This is a genomic window from Acinetobacter lwoffii, assembly GCF_024129685.1.
Lineage (GTDB): Bacteria > Pseudomonadota > Gammaproteobacteria > Pseudomonadales > Moraxellaceae > Acinetobacter > Acinetobacter lwoffii_X.
Genome location: NZ_JAMXXL010000017.1, coordinates 14,738 through 33,500, shown reverse-complemented (window position 1 = coordinate 33,500; position 18,763 = coordinate 14,738). Strand labels below are relative to the sequence as shown.

Annotated in this window: 16 protein-coding genes; 9 read left to right on the top strand and 7 right to left on the bottom strand. The window is 46.6% G+C overall.

Going from position 1 to position 18,763, the window contains the following annotated elements:
- Positions 1 to 130: 130 nt before the first annotated feature.
- The 4 genes from lptF to NI464_RS09485 all read left to right on the top strand — a co-directional run bounded on the left by lptF (position 131) and on the right by NI464_RS09485 (position 5,179).
- Positions 131 to 1,231: an LPS export ABC transporter permease LptF gene (lptF, locus tag NI464_RS09500; protein WP_253138238.1), complete on the top strand. Its 1,101-nt coding sequence runs from the start codon at positions 131 to 133 to the stop codon at positions 1,229 to 1,231.
- Between the two features lie 2 nt (positions 1,232 to 1,233).
- A complete protein-coding gene (lptG, locus tag NI464_RS09495; RefSeq protein WP_253138237.1) occupies positions 1,234 to 2,304 on the top strand; it encodes an LPS export ABC transporter permease LptG in 1,071 nt (356 codons plus the stop codon).
- A 124-nt stretch (positions 2,305 to 2,428) separates the two neighbouring features.
- Positions 2,429 to 3,976, top strand: a complete 1,548-nt coding sequence (gene gpmI, locus NI464_RS09490) for a 2,3-bisphosphoglycerate-independent phosphoglycerate mutase (RefSeq protein ID WP_253138236.1) — start codon at positions 2,429 to 2,431, stop codon at positions 3,974 to 3,976.
- A gap of 30 nt (positions 3,977 to 4,006) precedes the next feature.
- On the top strand, positions 4,007 to 5,179 hold the full coding sequence (locus NI464_RS09485; RefSeq protein ID WP_253138235.1) for a S41 family peptidase: 1,173 nt from the start codon (positions 4,007 to 4,009) through the stop codon (positions 5,177 to 5,179).
- Here NI464_RS09485 and NI464_RS09480 read toward each other — a convergent pair whose 3' ends face one another.
- From NI464_RS09480 to gacA, 3 genes are read right to left on the bottom strand one after another with little or no spacing between them, the layout of a single operon-like run.
- Entirely contained in the window at positions 5,180 to 6,604 is a 1,425-nt protein-coding gene (locus NI464_RS09480; RefSeq protein WP_253138234.1) for a sigma-54-dependent transcriptional regulator, read from the bottom strand.
- A 14-nt stretch (positions 6,605 to 6,618) separates the two neighbouring features.
- The gene (locus NI464_RS09475) at positions 6,619 to 8,184 is read right to left on the bottom strand and encodes a sensor histidine kinase (RefSeq protein WP_253138254.1); all 1,566 of its coding nucleotides are present in this window, start codon (positions 8,182 to 8,184) and stop codon (positions 6,619 to 6,621) included.
- Between the two features lie 22 nt (positions 8,185 to 8,206).
- Positions 8,207 to 8,842 carry a response regulator transcription factor GacA gene (gene gacA / locus NI464_RS09470; RefSeq protein WP_004281059.1) on the bottom strand — a complete coding sequence of 212 codons (636 nt, stop codon included), beginning with the start codon at positions 8,840 to 8,842 and terminating at the stop codon, positions 8,207 to 8,209.
- A gap of 219 nt (positions 8,843 to 9,061) precedes the next feature.
- Between gacA and NI464_RS09465 the strand changes: the two genes are divergently transcribed.
- Positions 9,062 to 10,123, top strand: a complete 1,062-nt coding sequence (locus NI464_RS09465) for a serine hydrolase (protein WP_253138233.1) — start codon at positions 9,062 to 9,064, stop codon at positions 10,121 to 10,123.
- A 56-nt stretch (positions 10,124 to 10,179) separates the two neighbouring features.
- Here NI464_RS09465 and thrC read toward each other — a convergent pair whose 3' ends face one another.
- The 4 genes from thrC to xerD all read right to left on the bottom strand — a co-directional run bounded on the left by thrC (position 10,180) and on the right by xerD (position 14,636).
- On the bottom strand, positions 10,180 to 11,319 hold the full coding sequence (gene thrC / locus NI464_RS09460; RefSeq protein WP_004281061.1) for a threonine synthase: 1,140 nt from the start codon (positions 11,317 to 11,319) through the stop codon (positions 10,180 to 10,182).
- A 56-nt stretch (positions 11,320 to 11,375) separates the two neighbouring features.
- Positions 11,376 to 12,683, bottom strand: a complete 1,308-nt coding sequence (locus NI464_RS09455) for a homoserine dehydrogenase (protein WP_034438395.1) — start codon at positions 12,681 to 12,683, stop codon at positions 11,376 to 11,378.
- A gap of 126 nt (positions 12,684 to 12,809) precedes the next feature.
- On the bottom strand, positions 12,810 to 13,619 hold the full coding sequence (locus NI464_RS09450; protein ID WP_253138232.1) for a DsbC family protein: 810 nt from the start codon (positions 13,617 to 13,619) through the stop codon (positions 12,810 to 12,812).
- A gap of 99 nt (positions 13,620 to 13,718) precedes the next feature.
- Complete coding sequence (gene xerD, locus NI464_RS09445; protein ID WP_253138231.1) at positions 13,719 to 14,636, bottom strand: site-specific tyrosine recombinase XerD; 918 nt, start codon at positions 14,634 to 14,636, stop codon at positions 13,719 to 13,721.
- 174 nt (positions 14,637 to 14,810) lie between these two features.
- Here xerD and NI464_RS09440 point away from each other — a divergent pair, with 174 nt between their 5' ends.
- From NI464_RS09440 to murD, 4 genes are all read left to right on the top strand, one after another.
- Positions 14,811 to 15,071 (top strand): FeoA family protein, encoded by a 261-nt coding sequence (locus tag NI464_RS09440; protein ID WP_004281065.1) that lies wholly within the window; start codon positions 14,811 to 14,813, stop codon positions 15,069 to 15,071.
- Positions 15,068 to 16,924 carry a ferrous iron transporter B gene (feoB, locus tag NI464_RS09435; protein WP_253138230.1) on the top strand — a complete coding sequence of 619 codons (1,857 nt, stop codon included), beginning with the start codon at positions 15,068 to 15,070 and terminating at the stop codon, positions 16,922 to 16,924. Before NI464_RS09440 ends, feoB begins: the two co-directional genes overlap by 4 nt.
- A 59-nt stretch (positions 16,925 to 16,983) precedes the next feature.
- Positions 16,984 to 17,235 (top strand): DUF6587 family protein, encoded by a 252-nt coding sequence (locus NI464_RS09430; protein ID WP_005249694.1) that lies wholly within the window; start codon positions 16,984 to 16,986, stop codon positions 17,233 to 17,235.
- Between the two features lie 162 nt (positions 17,236 to 17,397).
- A complete protein-coding gene (gene murD / locus NI464_RS09425; protein ID WP_253138229.1) occupies positions 17,398 to 18,744 on the top strand; it encodes a UDP-N-acetylmuramoyl-L-alanine--D-glutamate ligase in 1,347 nt (448 codons plus the stop codon).
- The last annotated feature ends 19 nt before the right edge of the window (positions 18,745 to 18,763 follow it).

Sequence of the window (18,763 nt, the reverse complement as noted above, 5' to 3'; positions counted from 1 at the left end):
GGTAAATCATTCAGTCATTGAAACATTTATCCGAATAGATTTTCAATGGGCAGGGCGGCCTAGGTTTTATATTTTTGCTATTCGGGTAAACTAGCACTCGTTTTATGGACCTTATTTTGGAAGAATTAATTTGATTATTCGGCGTTATCTGGTCAAGCAAGTTGTCTCGACATCCTTGGTGGTGATTGCCTTATTGACCTTGATCATGATGGGCGGTCGACTGATCAAGTATTTTGGTGTCGCGGCGCAAGGCCGTCTGGATGCAGGCATTTTATTTAGCATTATTGGCTACCGTTTGCCTGAATTCTTGACCCTGATTCTTCCGCTCGGTTTCTTTATTGGACTGATGCTGGTGTTTGGCCGTTTATATGTCGACCATGAAATGGCCGTGATGAATGGCAGTGGCGTCAGTCGGCATCAATTGGCGCGTCTACTGGTGCCGATGACCCTGGTGTTTTTGATTGTTCAGGCCGGATTGATGCTGTGGGCTGCGCCGTGGGGCATTCGCCAGTTTGAAGCCCTGACCACCAGTCAGGCGGTACGTACCGGCTTTGACCTGGTGCGACCGAAAGAATTTATCTCCTCTGGGCCCTATACCATTTATGCCGGTGACCTGTCAGAAGACCGTAAAAATTTAAAAGATATTTTCTTTTATCAGCGTGCGGAAAAAGAAGGCAAACCGGATGTGATGATTCTGGCGCAGGAAGCCACCCGAATTGAAGTACCGAATGATGCTGCCAATGTGGTCGATCTGGTTAATGGACGCCGTTATGAGATCTATCCGGGTACACCGCAATATACTCAAGCTGAATTTGAAAGCTATCGTCTGCGCTTAGAAAGCGATGAAGAAGCGCAATTTGCCAGTACTGAAGTTGAGGCCTTACCGACCTCGCAATTGTGGCAGAACCGTCAGGATCCTGTGGTGGCCAGTGAGTTGGGCTGGCGGGTGTTTGTTCCTTTTGCGATTCTGATTGCCCTGATTCTGGCTGTGGCCTTGTCTGAAGTGAGTCCACGACAGGGTCGATATCTCAAGTTATTTCCTGCCCTCATGATTTTTGCCAGTCTGATTGTAGCCCTGATGGCAGTGAAGACGCGGATCAGTAAAGAAGAAATGGGCATTTGGGCCTATCCATTGATTCTGATTGCCTATGCAATTGCGGGTGCCTTGTTCTCACGTAAACAGAAATTGAGCCCCAAAATCAAGAAACAGATTCAGCGAGTGAGGTCTTAATAATGTTGGCACGTCGTATAGTTGCAAAACATGTGACCCAAACCACTGCGCTGGCGATGCTGGGTGCAACCGCGGTATTGGCGGGTTTACAGGTGTTATTTACTTATCTGGGTGAGCTTGGTTCGCTCAAAGAAGGATATGGCGCCTGGGATGCCTTGAAATATGTGCTTTGGGGCGCACCAAATTATTTATATGAAATCCTGCCGATTTCTGCACTGATTGGTGCAGTTTTAGGTCTTGGTACATTAGCCTCGAATAGTGAACTGATTGTGATGCGTTCGGTTGGTGTGAGCTTATGGCGCATTGTCGGCTGGGTCATCCGTTCGGCACTGTTGTTGGTGGTGTTGTCATTTGCCCTGAGCGAGTGGGTCATTCCTTATACCAATGAACAGGCCAAAAGCGTAAAAAGTGCCAGTAAAGCCGCTCAGCTCGGTGAAGTTCGTGGTTACTGGACTCGGGAAGGGCAGCGCTTTATTTATATCGATTATGCTAACTCGCAAGGTCAGTTGAAAAATGTGCAGATGCTGGACTTTGACCAGAACTATCGTTTGCGCGGTACCTTGCAGGCAGATCAGGGCCAATTTGTTAAAGATGGTTCCTGGACGCTGGACAACACAGAGCAGTTCGACATTCTCCAAAATGGCAATGCCACACTGGTCAAGCAGCAACAGCAACCTTTAGCGCTAGCATTACAGCCTAAATATGTGCATATGGTGACGATTGATCCAGAAGATTTATCGCCGAGTCAACTGGTTAGTTTCATGAGCTATATGCATGAATACAGCCAGGTACCGAAAACCTATCAGCTGGCCTTCTGGCAAAAACTCGGTTCGCCTTTTGCCCTGATCGCACTAGTAGTGATTGCCTGTTCGTTTATTTTCGGGCCATTACGTCAGCAATCCATGGGTTTTCGTCTGGTGATTGCCTTATTTGCTGGACTGGGTTTCTTCTATCTGCAGGATTTTCTTGGCTATGCCAGCCTGATTTACGCACCATCTCCGGCCTGGTTCGTGTTTATTCCGATTCTGATCATGTTCGGCATCGGTGGGTACTTGCTGCATCGGGCGCGCTAAGGCACAGGAAAATAGAACAAATCAATCATCATGAGAGGCTTAAACCATATACGGGTCATGGCCTCTTTTTATAAACTTCGCTAAAATAGAGCGATTAATTCGTAGACGAACAGAGTATTTCATTATGACGGATGCAACTGCTGGCAAAATCCCTCACGTTTTGGTGATTATGGATGGTGTGGGTCATCGCGAAGCGGTCGAAGACAATGCATTTTTAGCAGCTAAACGACCAAATTTAACTGCGATACAGGACAAGCATCCGCATGGTTTGATCTCGGGTTCAGGTGAAGATGTCGGCCTGCCAGATGGCCAGATGGGTAACTCTGAAGTCGGACATATGAACCTCGGCGCAGGTCGTGTGCTGTATCAGGACTTTACCCGAATTACCAAAGACATTCGTACTGGCGACTTCTTTGAACATGAAGTACTGGTCGATGCGGTGGAGAAAGCCAAAGCTGCAGGTGGGGCAGTACATTTGCTTGGCCTTTTGTCTGAAGGTGGTGTGCACTCCCATGAAGATCATATTGTGGCGATGGCAGAGCTAGCGCTAAAACGCGGTGCGCAAGTCTATTTACATGCATTCTTAGATGGTCGTGATACGCCGCCTAAAAGCGCACAACCTTCTTTAGAAAAACTCGATGCCTTATTCGCTCAATATCCAGGTCAAGGTCGTATTGCGACCATGATTGGCCGTTATTTTGCCATGGATCGTGACAACCGTTGGGATCGTGTTGAACAGGCCTATCGCTTGTTGACTGAAGGTGAAGCGGTTCGTACAGCTGCTAGCGCAGTTGAAGGTCTCGAACAAGCCTATGCCGCAGATGAGTCTGACGAATTTGTTAAAGCCACCCGTATTGGCGAGCTGGCAAAAATCCAGGATGGTGACAGCGTTGTATTCATGAACTTCCGTGCCGATCGTGCCCGTGAATTGACTCGCGTATTTGTAGAAAAAGACTTTACTGGTTTCGAGCGCAAAGTCGTGCCAAATCTGGCGAGATTTGTCATGTTGACGCGTTATCAAGCCACGATTGATGCACCTGTGGCGTATATGCCTGAAGCATTGGTCAACTCGATTGGCGAATACCTCTCTAACCTGGGTAAAACCCAGCTGCGTATCGCGGAAACAGAAAAGTATGCGCATGTGACCTTCTTCTTCAGCGGCGGCCGTGAAGATGAATATCCGGGTGAAAAACGTATCCTGATTCCATCGCCAAACGTAGCCACTTATGACCTCAAACCGGAAATGAGTGCTTATGAAGTGACTGATGAGCTGGTGGCTGCGATCAATTCAGGTGAATTTGACCTGCTGGTCGTGAACTTTGCCAATGGGGATATGGTTGGTCATACTGGCGTATTCGATGCTGCGGTGAAAGCGGTTGAAGCAGTCGATACCTGTTTGGGCCGAGTTTATGAAGCTGTGATGGCGCAAAAAGGTCATATGATTGTGACTGCCGATCATGGTAACGTAGAGCAGATGCAGGACTATCACAGTGGTCAGGTACATACTCAGCATACCACTGAATTGGTTCCCTTTATTTATGTTGGTCCAACTCAGGCCACGATCTCAGAAGGCGGTGTACTGGCAGATGTCGCACCGACTTTATTAAGCCTGATGCAAGTTCCGGTACCTGCTGAAATGCAAGGTCGTAACCTGATTCAGCTTGATGCATAATTTTCGATAAAATTCTAAAAAGGTCAAAGAATGGCAAGAACACGCTGGAAGTCTGTTGTAATACCATGCTTACTGATGTGTTTGAGTCATTCAGCCTGGGGTGTGGGTTCAAATGAGCCCGCATTCGATGATATGGAAATGGATGGGCAGGTCTATTCTGAAATTCCTGTGGCATCCATTCAGGAATTCGTACAAATTTATGGCATCGTGAAAGACAATTATATTCAAGATAAAAATGACGATGCCTTGTTTCAACAGGCCATTCAGGGTCTGGTCAGTGGCTTAGACCGCTATTCCCGTTATTTGTCGCCTGAAGATTATAAACAGTTGCGTGAATATACCGAAGGGGATCTGGCCAGCATTGATTTCGATCTGCAATTTGACCCGCGGATGAAACAATGGGTAGTTCAGGGGCTAAGTGCCGATGCTGATTCAGCCAAGCAGGGACTAAGGAATGGCGTCACAGTTTATAAAATTGACGATCAGGTCTTAAGTAGCCTGAATCAGGAACAAGTCCGGCAGTTATTGAGCGGAGCAGTTGGCTCTACGCTCATGATCCAGCTTTCCCCGCAAAGTCCAGCCGTTCGTCTGGTCCGCAATACCAAACTGGATACTGAAATTAAATCGAGCTTGCACAATAATCAGGTACTAGTATTGCAGGTCAAGGTTTTCCAGCAAGATACTGCCAATGAAATCAAGCGTCTAATCGAAAGTTACTCAGATAAACGCTTAAAAGCCGTATTATTTGATCTGCGCAATAATCCCGGTGGCTTACTCTCGGCCGCAGTTGAATCTGCTGATTTATTTTTGAATCAGGGCGTGATTGTGTCGACCAAAAGTCGTGCTGAAGGCAACCAGCAATTTCAGGCCTTGCCGAGTTTTGAGTTTCAGAATCTGAAAGTTGGGGTATTGATTAATAACCGCTCGGCTTCTGCAGCAGAAGTGTTTACAGCAGCCCTGAAAGAACATAACCGTGCCTGGGTGGTCGGAGAAAAGAGCTATGGCAAAGGCGTAGTACAGAAACTCTTTCCTTTAAGCAACGGTTCGGCTTTGCAGATGACGGTATCGCAATACTTTAGCCCGAGTGGCCAGATGATTGAAGGGCGGGGCGTGCAGCCGCATTTCAACTATCCGTTTAAGCAGGAAATGCGTGAGGAGAGCTATCTGGACCATGTCACAGACTTGCTGCTCCTGCAAAAATAATTATTCGTCTTCCTCGGTATCCAGTCCGAACTTTTTCAAGCGATAGCGCAGGGAACGGAACGACATGCCGAGTTTTTTGGCGGCCAGTGTCCGGTTCCAGTGGGTCAGATTCAGCGCATTCATTAAAATTTCTTTCTCGACCTTTTCCAAATACAGCTCTAGACCCTCTTCAGGCAGCTTTTTAGGTGCAATCAGGATTTCGGTCGCAATGATCTCGCTCGTGAACGTATTCATCTCCTGAGGGCTATTTAGCGCCTGACGTAGCGGTGCGCTCTGCAAATGCTGAAGATCAATCCGCTCTTCATCACTTAAGGTAATCGCGCGTTCCATAATATTACGCAATTCACGCACATTACCTGGATAATATTGTCCCAATAAGAACTCTTTGCTGCGTTCGGTCAGTTTTTTATTGGGAATGCCCCATTCCTGGCAAATCTTCTGAATAAAGTGTTCGGCCAATAACAGAATATCTTGGCCTCGTTCACGCAGCGGCGGTAAAGTCAGATCCATCACATGAATACGGAAATATAGATCCTGGCGGAATTTGCCTTGTTGCACCAAGGCTTCCAGATCCTGATGGGTAGCACTGATCACGCGGAAATCCACATCAATTTCGGTATCTGAACCGAGTGGACGAATACGTTTTTCCTGAACGGCACGTAACAGTTTGACCTGCATGGAAAGCGGTAATTCTGCAATTTCATCCAGAAACAGACTGCCACCATGTGCAGATTGAATCAGGCCCTGTTTATCCTGAGCAGCGCCGGTAAAGCTGCCTTTTTTATGCCCAAACAGTTCGCTTTCCATCAATTCAGTCGGAATGGCGCCACAGTTAATCGCAATAAAAGGACCTTCATTGCGGTTACTCAGGCGATGGACCAGATTGGCTACGACTTCCTTACCTGTTCCCGATTCACCCGTGATAAAAACCGGTGCTTGTGAGCGGGCAATTTTTTGTAAGGTAATGCGTAATTGCTGAATTGGCATGGATTGTCCAATCAGCATTTTATGTTCGAGCGCATCATTCGGATTATTATGCGAATAATCCACCGGTTTATTCAGCGCTTTTTGTAAGAGCTGTTCCAGATGTTTCTGATTAATCGGTTTGCTGACAAAATCAAAGGCCCCTGCTTTGAGCGCGGCAATGGCGATTTCCATGTTGCCATAGGCGGTCAGAACTGCGACCGGAAGTGTCGGGTAAAGATTGCCAATCCAATCCAGTAACTCCAAACCATTGCCATCGGGCAGATTCAGGTCGGTCAGACAGGCATCATATTGATGATTGGCAAGGCATTTTTTAGCGTCTTCCAAACGATGGGCAATGTGCGTGCGAATTCCCATGCGCAGCAATGACATTTGCATGAGGGTACACAAATCTTCCTCATCATCCACCAAGAGCACCAGTGGTTGTTGTTCCCCATTCATCTTCCTTGACCCCTTTAAAGCGTAATACGTTGACAGCTGATGCGAAAGCATGCGCCCTGTTCTTGTTGTATATAGTTTAATTGTGCCTGATTTGCTTCGCAAAAACTATGTGATAAATACAATCCTAATCCGGTACCACTAATCGATGTGCTAAAAAAGGGTTTAAACAATAGAGCTTGGTCATGTACGGCTACGCCAGAGCCAAAATCCCGTACGTCAATCCAGACCCGATGTTCATAGGGATGCACATTCAGCTGAATATAAGCAGCATCGGCTGAATTGTGACGAATCGCATTACGAATCAGATTAATCAGGATTTGCCGGAACTGTGCTTCATCAAACTGAATCACCAAAGGGATATCAATATTAAATTGAATCTGATCGCGAATATCGGCCAAATCTTCCTGGATAAATAACGGGATAAATTCATTGAGATGAATCGGCACCGGATGGGTTTCTTTATTTTTGACCATATTTAGCGTGTCCTGAATAATTCGGTCAATCCGGATCGCCTGTCGGCCAATCATCTGCTGGAGTAGCTGTTGCTGTTCAGTTTCTGAATCCAGATATAAATCATTGGCCTGCACAATGGCCGCCAAGGGATTGCGAATTTCATGCGCAATACTGGCAGAGAGCTGACCCAGAGCAGCAAGTTTGAGTTGCTGCACCTGCTGATTCAGTTTTTTGGCATCCTGTAAGACAAGGAGCATCAAGGTTTGATGCGGCACAATCAGCTTTTGTACCTGCACATGAATATTATAGCGACTTTGCTGGGATTCAAACTGAAAGCGCTCACCATTTTCCAGGGTTTCAAAATGGATCAGTTCAAATAAATCTGGCTGTGACTGAGATAAGGTGAATTTCTCATGACCGTATTTGGACTCAATTCCCAAAAGATTACAGGCAGCGGGATTACTGAGTACCACATGGTAGTTTTCATCCAGTACCAGATAACCGGTTTCAATCTGTTCCAGAATATAGCGGTTAATATTCTGTAAGCGATGCAGTTCCAGTGATTGAGAGAAGTTCAAATTTTCTAGAATCTGGAAACGGCGTACGGCGATCTGCCCAGTGCCATAAACCACAAAAAACAAAAAGGCCAGCAGGGCGCTATTACTGATATTACTGAGTGATGAAAATGCAAAAATACTGCCGATAAAATGCTGATAAATAACGCTGATGACCGCAATAAGGGTGACAACTAAGGCCTTTTTTGCATCTAATAATAAAGATGCAGAAAAGATGGTAATCACAAACAGCAGCCCGATTTGCAGATTAGGACCATCACTGGCCAAAGTCAGCAAACTTAGAACGCAGACATCGCTAAAGAAAATCATGATCAGCTGCGGCTGGATCAGTCGTCTGATCCATTTCAGCGCAAACAGCTGTACGGTATTGATCGCAACCCCGATTCCTAGCGCATAATAATACAGCTGCGGATATTGATAATCGGTGGTGAGTTCGGGGTAGGTCAGCAGAAAAATCAGCAGTAGGCCGGTGCTGATCAGCAAGCGATAAGCGCTATACCAGATACCGAGATGATATTGATTGAGCGCAGAATAACTGGATTTTTGTGCCATATGCACCGGAACTCGTTAAAAGCTAAGGTTTAATGAGTCCATAGCGCATGGCCAGATGAGTCAGTTTGACATCGCTATCGATATTCAGTTTTTCAAAAATACGGTAACGATAAGTATTCACGGTTTTAACACTCACAAAGAGCTTGTCGGCAATTTCCTGGGCGCTGATACAATTCACCACCATCATCGCCACTTGCATTTCACGTTCTGACAATGCATCAAAAGGGGATTGTTGTGTATCAGAAAGGTAAGAGCTGGCTAACTGTTCCGCAATGTCGGCACTGAAATATTTGCCGCCTTGCATGACTTTGTTAATCGCACGGACCATTTCCGAAATCGGGGCCCCTTTGGTGATATAACCTTTGGCACCGGCTTTCAATAACAGGGACGGATAAGGCTCTTCTGCTAAACCGCTAACCGCCAAAACTTTGGTTTCCGGCGCACTCTGAAGTAGACGGCGCGTGGTTTCTACGCCACCAATGCCCGGCATATTCACATCTAACAAAACTACATCAGGATGATGTTGACGAACTAGAGAGATCGCTTCTTCACCAGATTCAGCTTGTCCAATTACCTGAACCTCCGCATGGTCTTCTAGCATTCTGCAAATTCCAGTACGAACTAATTCATGGTCGTCCACAACTAAAACTGTGATCACCTACGCTCTCCCTCTGTTAAAAAAATCATTTTTTTGTTACATAAAGCAAAATAAGCTTGCAATGAAAGTACAAAATTAGCAATCCTATTCGCAAGATTAAATCTGAAACTTATCACACAGTGTCAAGAACAAAAAATGTTCGGCATTGTGTTTAAATGTAAGGCATATTAGAGGTAATACGCAAATCAATCTTACCTCTGTTAGTTGAGTGAAGGAATAGTGAAGAAAATAAACAAGTCTTTAAGGCATCTACTCGGCCTGTCCGTGTTAATCAGCATGAGCACGACAAGTTTTGCTGAAATCATTATGAATTCTGGCACGGCAGAGGACGGTTCCAGCATTAGTTGGTCTTCTGAAGAAGTTAACCAGTTAATGAGCGATGATTTTAATGCGTCAGCCAATGAGCCTTCGCCACCCGGGTCTGCAACAGTGACCACCACTTTGCGTCAGGCCGGCACAGCAGCGCCAGCAGTAATCAAACCTGCTTATACTGCGCCGCAGATTATTGATACCAATCATTTTAGTAATCAACCTTCTGTCAATGCACGGGCTGCACTGGTCATGGATGCGCAAACCGGTGAAGTGCTGTTTAGCAAAAATACCAATACTGCCTATCCGATTGCATCGATTACCAAGCTGATGACAGCGGTGGTGATTTCTGATACACGTCTGAATATGTCGGAAAAAATCACCCTGCAACAGGCTGATTTTTCCTGTTCAGGCTGTAAAAGCTCAAGCTCGACTTTAAGAGCAGGGGACAGCATGAACCGTGCTGAAGCTTTACTGTTTGCTCTGATGAAGTCCGAGAATCCGGCTGCAGCCGCTTTGGCACGGACCTATCCCGGTGGTCGATCAGCGTTTATTGCCAAAATGAATGCAAAAGCTAAAGAGCTGGGAATGAACTCCACTCGCTTTATGGAATCAACAGGTTTGCATCCGGGTAACGTGGCATCAGCTCGTGACTTGGGAATCTTGGTAAATACGGCCTCTCAATACGGCCTGATTCGTCAGTTCTCGACCACGCCAAGCTATGACTTTAACTTGGGTTATCGTGTATTGAAATCGAATAATACCAATGCCTTGGTACGTAATGGCGGATGGAATATCAATATTTCTAAAACCGGTTTTATTAATGAAGCAGGGCGCTGTGTGGTGATGCACACGACTCTGAATAACCGTCCGGTGGCGGTGGTACTTTTAGGCGCAAACAGCTCACAGGCGCGTACCAATGATGCGACCCGTTTAATGAGTTGGGTCAGCCAGCAACCTAAACGAATCTAATTGATTGGTTCATAAAAAACCCTGCAAGTGCAGGGTTTTTTTAATTCTGGCCGGAATTACATATTCGACAGAATAGAGTCTTTAACTTGACTCATAGTTGCATCAATCGACAACATCACGGCATCAGCACATTGCTTGATAGCAGTGTCTGGATCTTTCAGACCGTTACCCGTTACGGTACATACGATCACTGAACCTTCAGCAATTTTACCCGCTTTAATGTCACGGATCGCGCCGCCGACAGACGCAGCAGACGCAGGCTCTACGAATACACCTTCATACATAGAAAGCAGACGTTGAGCTTCAAGAATCTCCGCATCAGTCAGTTCATCAAACCAGCCGTTTGAATCACGCACAACCGCTTTAGCATGATTGAAGCTTTGCGGATTGCCGATACGAATCGCAGTTGCAACAGTTTCCGGGTTTTCTACTGGACCGCCACGAAGGAACGGTGCAGCACCAGACGCTTGATAACCTGCCATGATTGGCAAGCCTGCCGGTTTAGGACCAGTGAAAGCATCAGTTTCAGCATCGTAAACGACTTGCTCAAATTCTTCTTTCGACTGGTTGGCAACCGCTTCGGTATAACCCATCCAGTGCGCAGTGATGTTACCCGCGTTACCGACTGGCAGGCAGTGATAATCCGGTGCACGACCTAAAGCTTCAACGATTTCATAAGCAATGGTTTTTTGACCTTGCAGACGGTACGGGTTAATTGAGTTTACAATCGTTACCGGTGCCTGATCGGCAACTTCTTTAACCAGACGCATACCGTCATCGAAGTTACCGCGAATTTGCATGGTGATCGCACCATACATCATCGCTTGAGCCATTTTACCCATGGCAATTTTGCCTTCAGGGATGAGCACGAATGCTTTGATGCCAGCACGTGCAGCATATGCCGCCGCCGCCGCAGAGGTGTTGCCGGTAGATGCGCAGATGATAGCTTTAGAGCCTTCTTCAACGGCTTTAGTCACAGCCATAGTCATACCGCGGTCTTTAAATGAACCAGTCGGGTTTAAGCCCTCGTACTTCACATAAATTTCAACATCTTTACCAATAATGCGTGGAATATTCTCAAGCTTGATCAGTGGAGTATTACCTTCACCCAAAGAGATCGCACGAGTAGTTGCAGACACTGGTAAACGGTCGCGATAGCGGTCAACTAAACCAGTATAACGATTGGCATTCGACATGATGATGTTCCAATTGTGTGTAGAGCTTGGCAAGGGGAATCCTCCCCTCAACCCGATTAATTATCAAGCGATTCTAAACGAATTCGTACAATTTCGCCATGAATGACGGGTAATGCTTGAATTTGTGAAAGCGCTGCATCCATTTTTGATTCCTTGACTGGATCGGTCAGAATCACGATAGGAATAAGGTCTTTGGATAAACGCGGTTGCTGCATGATTGCATCAATACTGATGCCGGCACGACTGAGAATCGTGGTGACATCGGCAAGCACGCCCATCTGATCTTCGGCATTAATACGGATGTAATAGCCGGTAGTCATTTGTTCACGACTCAAGATCGGTAAATCACTGAGCGCTTCAAAAGCCAGTTGTGGAATGGTGCCTGCGCCATCTTCTGTATAAATGATGTCACGGACAATATCGACCACATCGGCAACAACCGCAGAAGCCGTTGGTCCTGCACCTGCGCCAGCGCCATAGTACAGTGTAGGGCCGACCGCATTGGCTTGTACCAGAACCGCATTTTTTACACCATTCACATTGGCAATCAGCTGGTCATCTGGAATCAGGGTCGGGTGTACACGGAGTTCAATCCCGGCATCGGTACGGCGTGCAATGCCCAAGTGTTTAATCCGGAAACCGAGGTCTTCGGCATATTTCACGTCTTGTGCAGTGACTTTGCCAATGCCTTCAGTAAAAACTTTGTCAAACTGTAGCGGAATACCAAAGGCACATGAGGCCAGAATCGTCAGCTTGTGTGCAGCATCAATTCCTTCCACATCAAAGGTTGGATCAGCTTCGGCATAACCCAGTTCTTGAGCTTCTTTCAACACATCTTCAAAAGCGCGGCCTTTTTCACGCATTTCACTGAGAATGAAGTTACCCGTGCCGTTAATAATACCGGCTAGCCATTCAATCTTGTTGGCTGCCAGACCTTCACGAATCACTTTAATAATCGGAATGCCACCGGCCACTGCCGCTTCATAGGCAATCTGTACGGCATTGTCTTCAGCCGCTTTAAATAGCTCGTTGCCGTGTTCAGCCAAGAGTGCTTTGTTGGCCGTTACAATATGTTTGCCATGTTTCATGGCTTCCATAATAATTTCAAAAGCAGGATGAATTCCGCCCATGACTTCAACCACGACGTCTACATCAGGTTGACGTACGATGTCCATCAAGTCGGCACTTTGTTTAACCGATTCTGGCAGATCCAGATCAGGACGTGGACGACGGGTGCCTACATGGGTAATTTCAATTTCACGACCGGTGCGACGTTTGATCTCAGCAGCATTTTCTTTTAATAGTTTCAAGGCACCACCACCTACAGTACCAAGACCGAGGATTGCCAGACGAACTGGTTTCACGTCACACTCCAAATTAAACAGTTTTTTACAAGAGCCTAGATCATAGCTAAAAAACCCGCCTGACTCTAGGGTCATTTCAGAATATCTTTATCTATAAAATAAAGTTAAATAACTTATTAAAATGAGTTATTTAAGCCGATTCAATAATTCCGATGTAGACAGGTAACCGCCCAGATAAGTACCTTCTGAATTATAAATGGCAGGGGTGCCATTCACGCCCATATTCAGACCCATTTGATATTGATCTTGAACAGGATTTTCACATTTTTCTGCGCTAATCTGTGCACCGGCAATCGCCTGGTCAAACGCACTACGGCGGTCGGCACTGCACCAGATCGCTTCCATGGCTGGCATATGCTGTTCACCACGCGGCCAGGCGATATAACGCACTTCAATGCCTTTGGCATTCATCTCATCCATTTGCTCATGGAATTTATGGCAATACGGACAGCTGACATCGGTAAACACATAGACCACATGCTTGGCTTTGCCTTTAGCTGGATAGACCAGCAAGTCTGCTGGCTTGAGTTCAGCAAAGAGTTTATTGTTGATGCCTGCCTGCAGGTTTTCGCTGACATTGTGTAGCTGTTTGTCGCCGAGACGGATCACATCGCCCTGAATCAGATATTTACCGTCACTGGTGACATAGACCGCAGACATGCCTTCCAGACTCACCCAGTACAGGTTCGGCACTTCAGTGGCTTTAATGTCGGTAATTTTGGCACTGATGCCAGCGGTTTTGAAATGCTTTTCCAACGTAGAAGCCAGACGCTGTTCTGCATTGCGTTCGGTCAGGGTAGAGGCTTCGCCCGTCGCAGGTGCGCTTGCAGTCAACTCTTGCTTTTTATCGTTGTTAGTGGAATTGGAACACGCAGTCAGACCCAAACCAGCAGCAAGTGTGCAAGCCATAAAAATTTTTGAGCGGGCAAATGTCATAAAAAACCCTTTTCTTCTTGGATTAAAAACAGAGCATTAGCATAACAAAAAAAAATACCCACACGTCAAACTTCTCAGTTTATTGCGTCCGGATATATTTTAAGCCCGTGGATGATGGGTGGCATGCAGCTGCTGCATCCGTACCTGTGCCACATGGGTATAAATCTGGGTGGTAGACAGATCAGTATGCCCGAGCAGCATCTGTACCACGCGTAAGTCTGCGCCATGATTGAGTAAATGCGTCGCAAAGGCATGGCGCAAGGTATGCGGTGACAGTTCGGACTGGATTCCGGCCTGCAGCGCATAACGCTTAATGGCATACCAGAAATTCTGCCGGCTCATGATACCGCCATGCTGGGTCAAAAACAGATAATCGGTCGAAGTCCTATACAGTTGCGGACGGGCTTCATTCAGATATTTTTCCACCCATTCACAGGCCATTTTTCCCATCGGAACCAGGCGTTCTTTATTACCTTTACCCACAATACGTAAATAGCCCTGTTTTAAGTTGATCAGTTCCAGCCGCAAGTTAATCAGTTCGGTCACCCGCAGTCCGCAGGCATACAGCACTTCAAACATGGCGCGATCGCGCAGCCCTAATGCCGTGTTGATATCGGGGGCATGAATCAAAGCCTCGACATCCGCTTCGGATAAATCTTTAGGTAAGGCCCGACCCAGTTTTGGGGTTTTATGTGCAGTCACCGGATTGTCGCTACGCAGTTTCTGCTCACGCAGAAATTTATAAAATGAACGCAAGGCAGACAGGCAGCGGGCAATCGAACGTGGGCTTTTTTGCTGTTTGGTCAGCGCAATCAGTACATCGGAAATATCATCATGATTCCATTCCGGTAGAGGCTTGCTCAGGCATTCTGCACATTGCACCAGATCGGACAAATAGGCATTGCGGGTATGCGGGCTGACAGTCTGCGCAATCAGATAATCACGAAAACCCTGCAAATAACTGAACGCATCAGGAATCTGGACAGGGGCAGGAATACGGGGTTTTTTATTCAGCATAGGGTGAAAGGATCTGATCTGAAAAAGCGATAATTGGGATTGGTATTCTCCACTGTAGTTTAATTTTATGACAGTGTCGATGTGGTATAAGGCTAAATCGAAATGTAATTAATCTTATTTGTTAATTATTCTCATTTGTTTGTATACTGTACAAAATAGTTTAGGAATTTCACGGTGCGTTTGTCTGATTTAAAAGCAAAACAAATTGCCATCATTCGAAAAGTGAGTCGAACAACTGATGGTGAAAGTGCTCTACACGATGTTGTCGCGAGTCGTTTGGAAACTTTAGGCTTTGTACCAGGTACAAAGGTACAGGTCATTACTAAAGGTATTTTTGGTGGAGATCCCATTTTGATTCAAGTTGGATTCACACGTTTTGCTTTGCGTAAATCAGAAGCAGCCAAAATTGAAATCGAACAGGCGGTGTCGGCATGAGTGATACATTACGTATTGCCCTTGTCGGTAACCCTAACTGCGGTAAAACTTCATTATTCAACCACTTAACCGGAACACGCCAAAAAGTCGGTAACTATGCGGGTGTCACGGTTGAACGTAAAGTCGGTACCTTTCAGCTTGCTTCAGGCAAAGCGGTACGGGTACTGGATTTGCCGGGGACTTATAGTCTGGATGCGACCAGTCCGGATGAAGAGATTACTCGCAACGTCGTACAAGGTAAAATTGCGGAAGAGCAGGAGCAGGATGCATTTTTGTGTGTGGTAGATGCCACCAATCTGAAATTACATCTGGGTCTGGTGCTGGAAATGATTCAGCTGGGTCGTCCGGTGCTGGTTGTGCTGAACATGATGGATGAAGCACGCCGTCGTGGTATGCAGATCAATACCCAGAAGCTGTCTGAGCGACTAGGCGTACCTGTGGTAGAAACGGTGGCTGTGCGCAATTCAGGGATTGAAAACCTGAAAAATGCGCTAGATCAAGGCAAGTATTCTTTACCACAGACCGAACTCAGCGGCTTGAAAGGTGACAGTTACCAGCGCGTGGAAAATATTCTGAATGACGTGGTCAATTTCGTCGATCAGGAAGATAAACGTACCGACTTCCTCGACAAGATTTTTCTACATCCGGTATTGGGTTTACTCAGCTTAGCCGTAATGATGTTCGTGATTTTCCAGGCGGTATTTGCCTGGGCTGCGCCGTTTATGGATGGGATTGAAACCTTCTTCGGCTGGCTGGGTGAGTTCCTCGGCGAATATATTTCGCACCCATTACTGAATAGTCTGGTGGTAGATGGGATTATTGCCGGTGCAGGCGGAGTAGTCGTATTCCTGCCACAAATTCTGATTCTGTTCTTCTTTATTCTGGTACTGGAAGAATCGGGTTATTTACCGCGTGCAGCCTTCTTGCTCGATAAACTGATGTTTAAAGCCGGTTTATCAGGACGTGCCTTTATTCCGTTATTGTCCAGCTTTGCCTGTGCCATTCCCGGCATCATGGCATCGCGGACCATCAGTGATCCACGAGATCGTTTAACCACGATTTTTGTTGCACCTTTAATGACCTGTTCGGCGCGTTTGCCAGTTTATGCCTTGCTAATTGCGGCATTTGTACCCGCACAAACTGTCTGGGGTTTCCTGAATCTGCAAGGTCTGGTGCTTTTCGGTCTTTATATGGCAGGTATCGTAAGTGCCTTGCTGGTGTCTTTTGTGTTGAAATTCTTCCACAAAGATAAATCACAGCACATGCTGCTGATGGAACTGCCAAGCTACCGTTTTCCGGACTTGAAGAACGTTTGGATCGGCTTATTGGATCGCGGCAAAATCTTCTTGAAACGTGTCGGCGGCATCATCTTCGCCTTATCGATTGTGCTGTGGTTCCTGTGTACGTTCCCGCAGCCACCAGAAGGCGCAACCCTGCCGGCCATTGATTATTCATTGGCAGGGATGCTCGGTCATCTGATGCAACCGATCTTTGCACCCCTCGGTTTTAACTGGCAGATCTGTATTGCCCTGATTCCGGCGATGGCAGCGCGTGAAGTGGTCGTTGCAGCACTGGGCACAGTCTATGCGATGTCGGCAGTTGATGAAGATGCGATGTCTGAAGGTCTGGCTGCGCTGATCAGCGGTGGAGGTGATCTGGGCTGGTCAGTTGCGACAGGTTTGTCTTTGCTGGTGTGGTTTATTTATGCACCACATTGTCTAGCGACTCTGGCAACGGTTAAACGTGAAACCGGTTCCTGGAAAACCGTCAGTATCATGACTGTTTACCTGTTTGGTCTGGCATATTTCATGTCATTCCTGACTTATCAAATTGCTTCATATTATTTGGGCTAAATCTCAGCTTGGCCTTGGCCAATTGAATTTGCTGCATTGTATATGTATGGGAGATTGAGATGATTGAAATTTTCATTGTGGCAGCACTGGTGCTTTGGAGCATGCTGGTCGTATTCAAAAAGGTGTTTCCGAACACCTCTAACTCAGTCTTCCAGAAGCTGTCTGATGCCTGTGCAGCCAAGGGCTGGAAGCGTCTGGCCAAATGGCTGCAACCGGGTATGGCTGCAGGCTGTGGTGGCAACTGTGCCTGTCCGGTTTCAGAAAAAAGTTCAGAAGAAAAGCCAGCCCAACAAGCGGTGAAATGGAAATAATTTCCTTTTCTGGCTGAATTTTAAAAACCGTCATGATCATGACGGTTTTTTTACGCATGGACACAAAAAAAATGTGCAGAAAAGCCAATCAGAAAAGGCATTCAAAACAGCAAAGTGCTACCATTTCGTCAGTTTCAAAATAGACCAAAATATGGGGCGAAAATGTTAATACAACGTGGTGGGTTAAAAGTCGTTGCAGGACTCGGAATATCAGGTGTTGCAGCAGTCAATTTCTTGCATAGTCAGGGCTACCGCGTTGCAGTAACAGATTCTAGAGCTAACCCGCCAGGGCATGAGCAGATACCCGCTGAAGTTCAGACCAGTTTCGGTCAGTTTGATGCCGAGCTGTTGTTGTCTGCGGAAGAAATCGTGATCAGCCCAGGACTTGATCCTAAACTTCCTGAAATTCAGGCAGCCATCAACAAGGGTATTCCCGTAGTCAGTGAAATCCAGATTTTACGCCGTGCTACGGATAAGCCTATCGTGGCGATTACCGGTTCTAATGCCAAAAGTACCGTGACGACCTTGATTGGCCTGATGGCAGCAGATGCAGGCAAAAAAGTTGCCGTCGGTGGTAACTTAGGCCGTCCTGCGCTAGACCTAACCAAAGATGATCCTGAGCTGTATATACTCGAGCTGTCCAGTTTTCAGCTGGAAACCACCTCAAATCTGGCGGCTGAAGTCGCGGTGGTGTTGAACATGAGTGAAGATCATCTGGACCGTCATGGCGATATGATGGGTTATCACACGGCGAAACACCGGATTTTCCAGGGTGTGAAAAAAGTCGTCTATAACCGTGATGACTCTTTGACCCGTCCATTGGTACCGGACGTAACACCGATGCAAAGCTTCGGCCTGAATGCACCAGATATGAACCAGTACGGTATTCTCAAGGATACGGATGGCAGCATCTGGCTGGCGCGTGGTCGTGAGCGTCTGCTGAAAAGTACCGAGATGTATATGCAGGGCACGCATAATGTTGCCAATGCCTTAGCCTGTCTGGCGCTGGGTGAAGCGATTGGCCTGCCACTGGAAAGCATGTTGAATACCTTAAAGACCTTTAAAGGTCTGGAACATCGCTGTGAATTCGTTAAAGAAGTGCAAGGCGTACGTTATTATAACGACTCCAAAGGTACCAATATCGGCGCAACCTTGGCAGCACTGGACGGTCTCGGCATGGCCATTGAAGCCCAAGGCGGTAAAGTCGCGATTATTCTCGGTGGTCAGGGCAAAGGGCAGGACTTTAAAGCCTTGCGTGAATCATTAAGCAAATATGCCAAAGTAGCGGTATTAATCGGTGAAGATCGTCCCGTCATTGAAGCAGCGATTGCGGGTACGACTGAACTGATTCATGCGGACAGCTTGCAGCAGGCAGTAGAAATCTGCCAAAAGCACACTCAGGCACATGATGTCGTGCTATTGTCTCCTGCATGCGCAAGTTTTGATATGTTCTCGGGTTATCCTGAGCGTGGTCGCAAGTTTGTTGCGTATGTGAATGAACTCAATTAAGAATAACAAGGATTCGTGA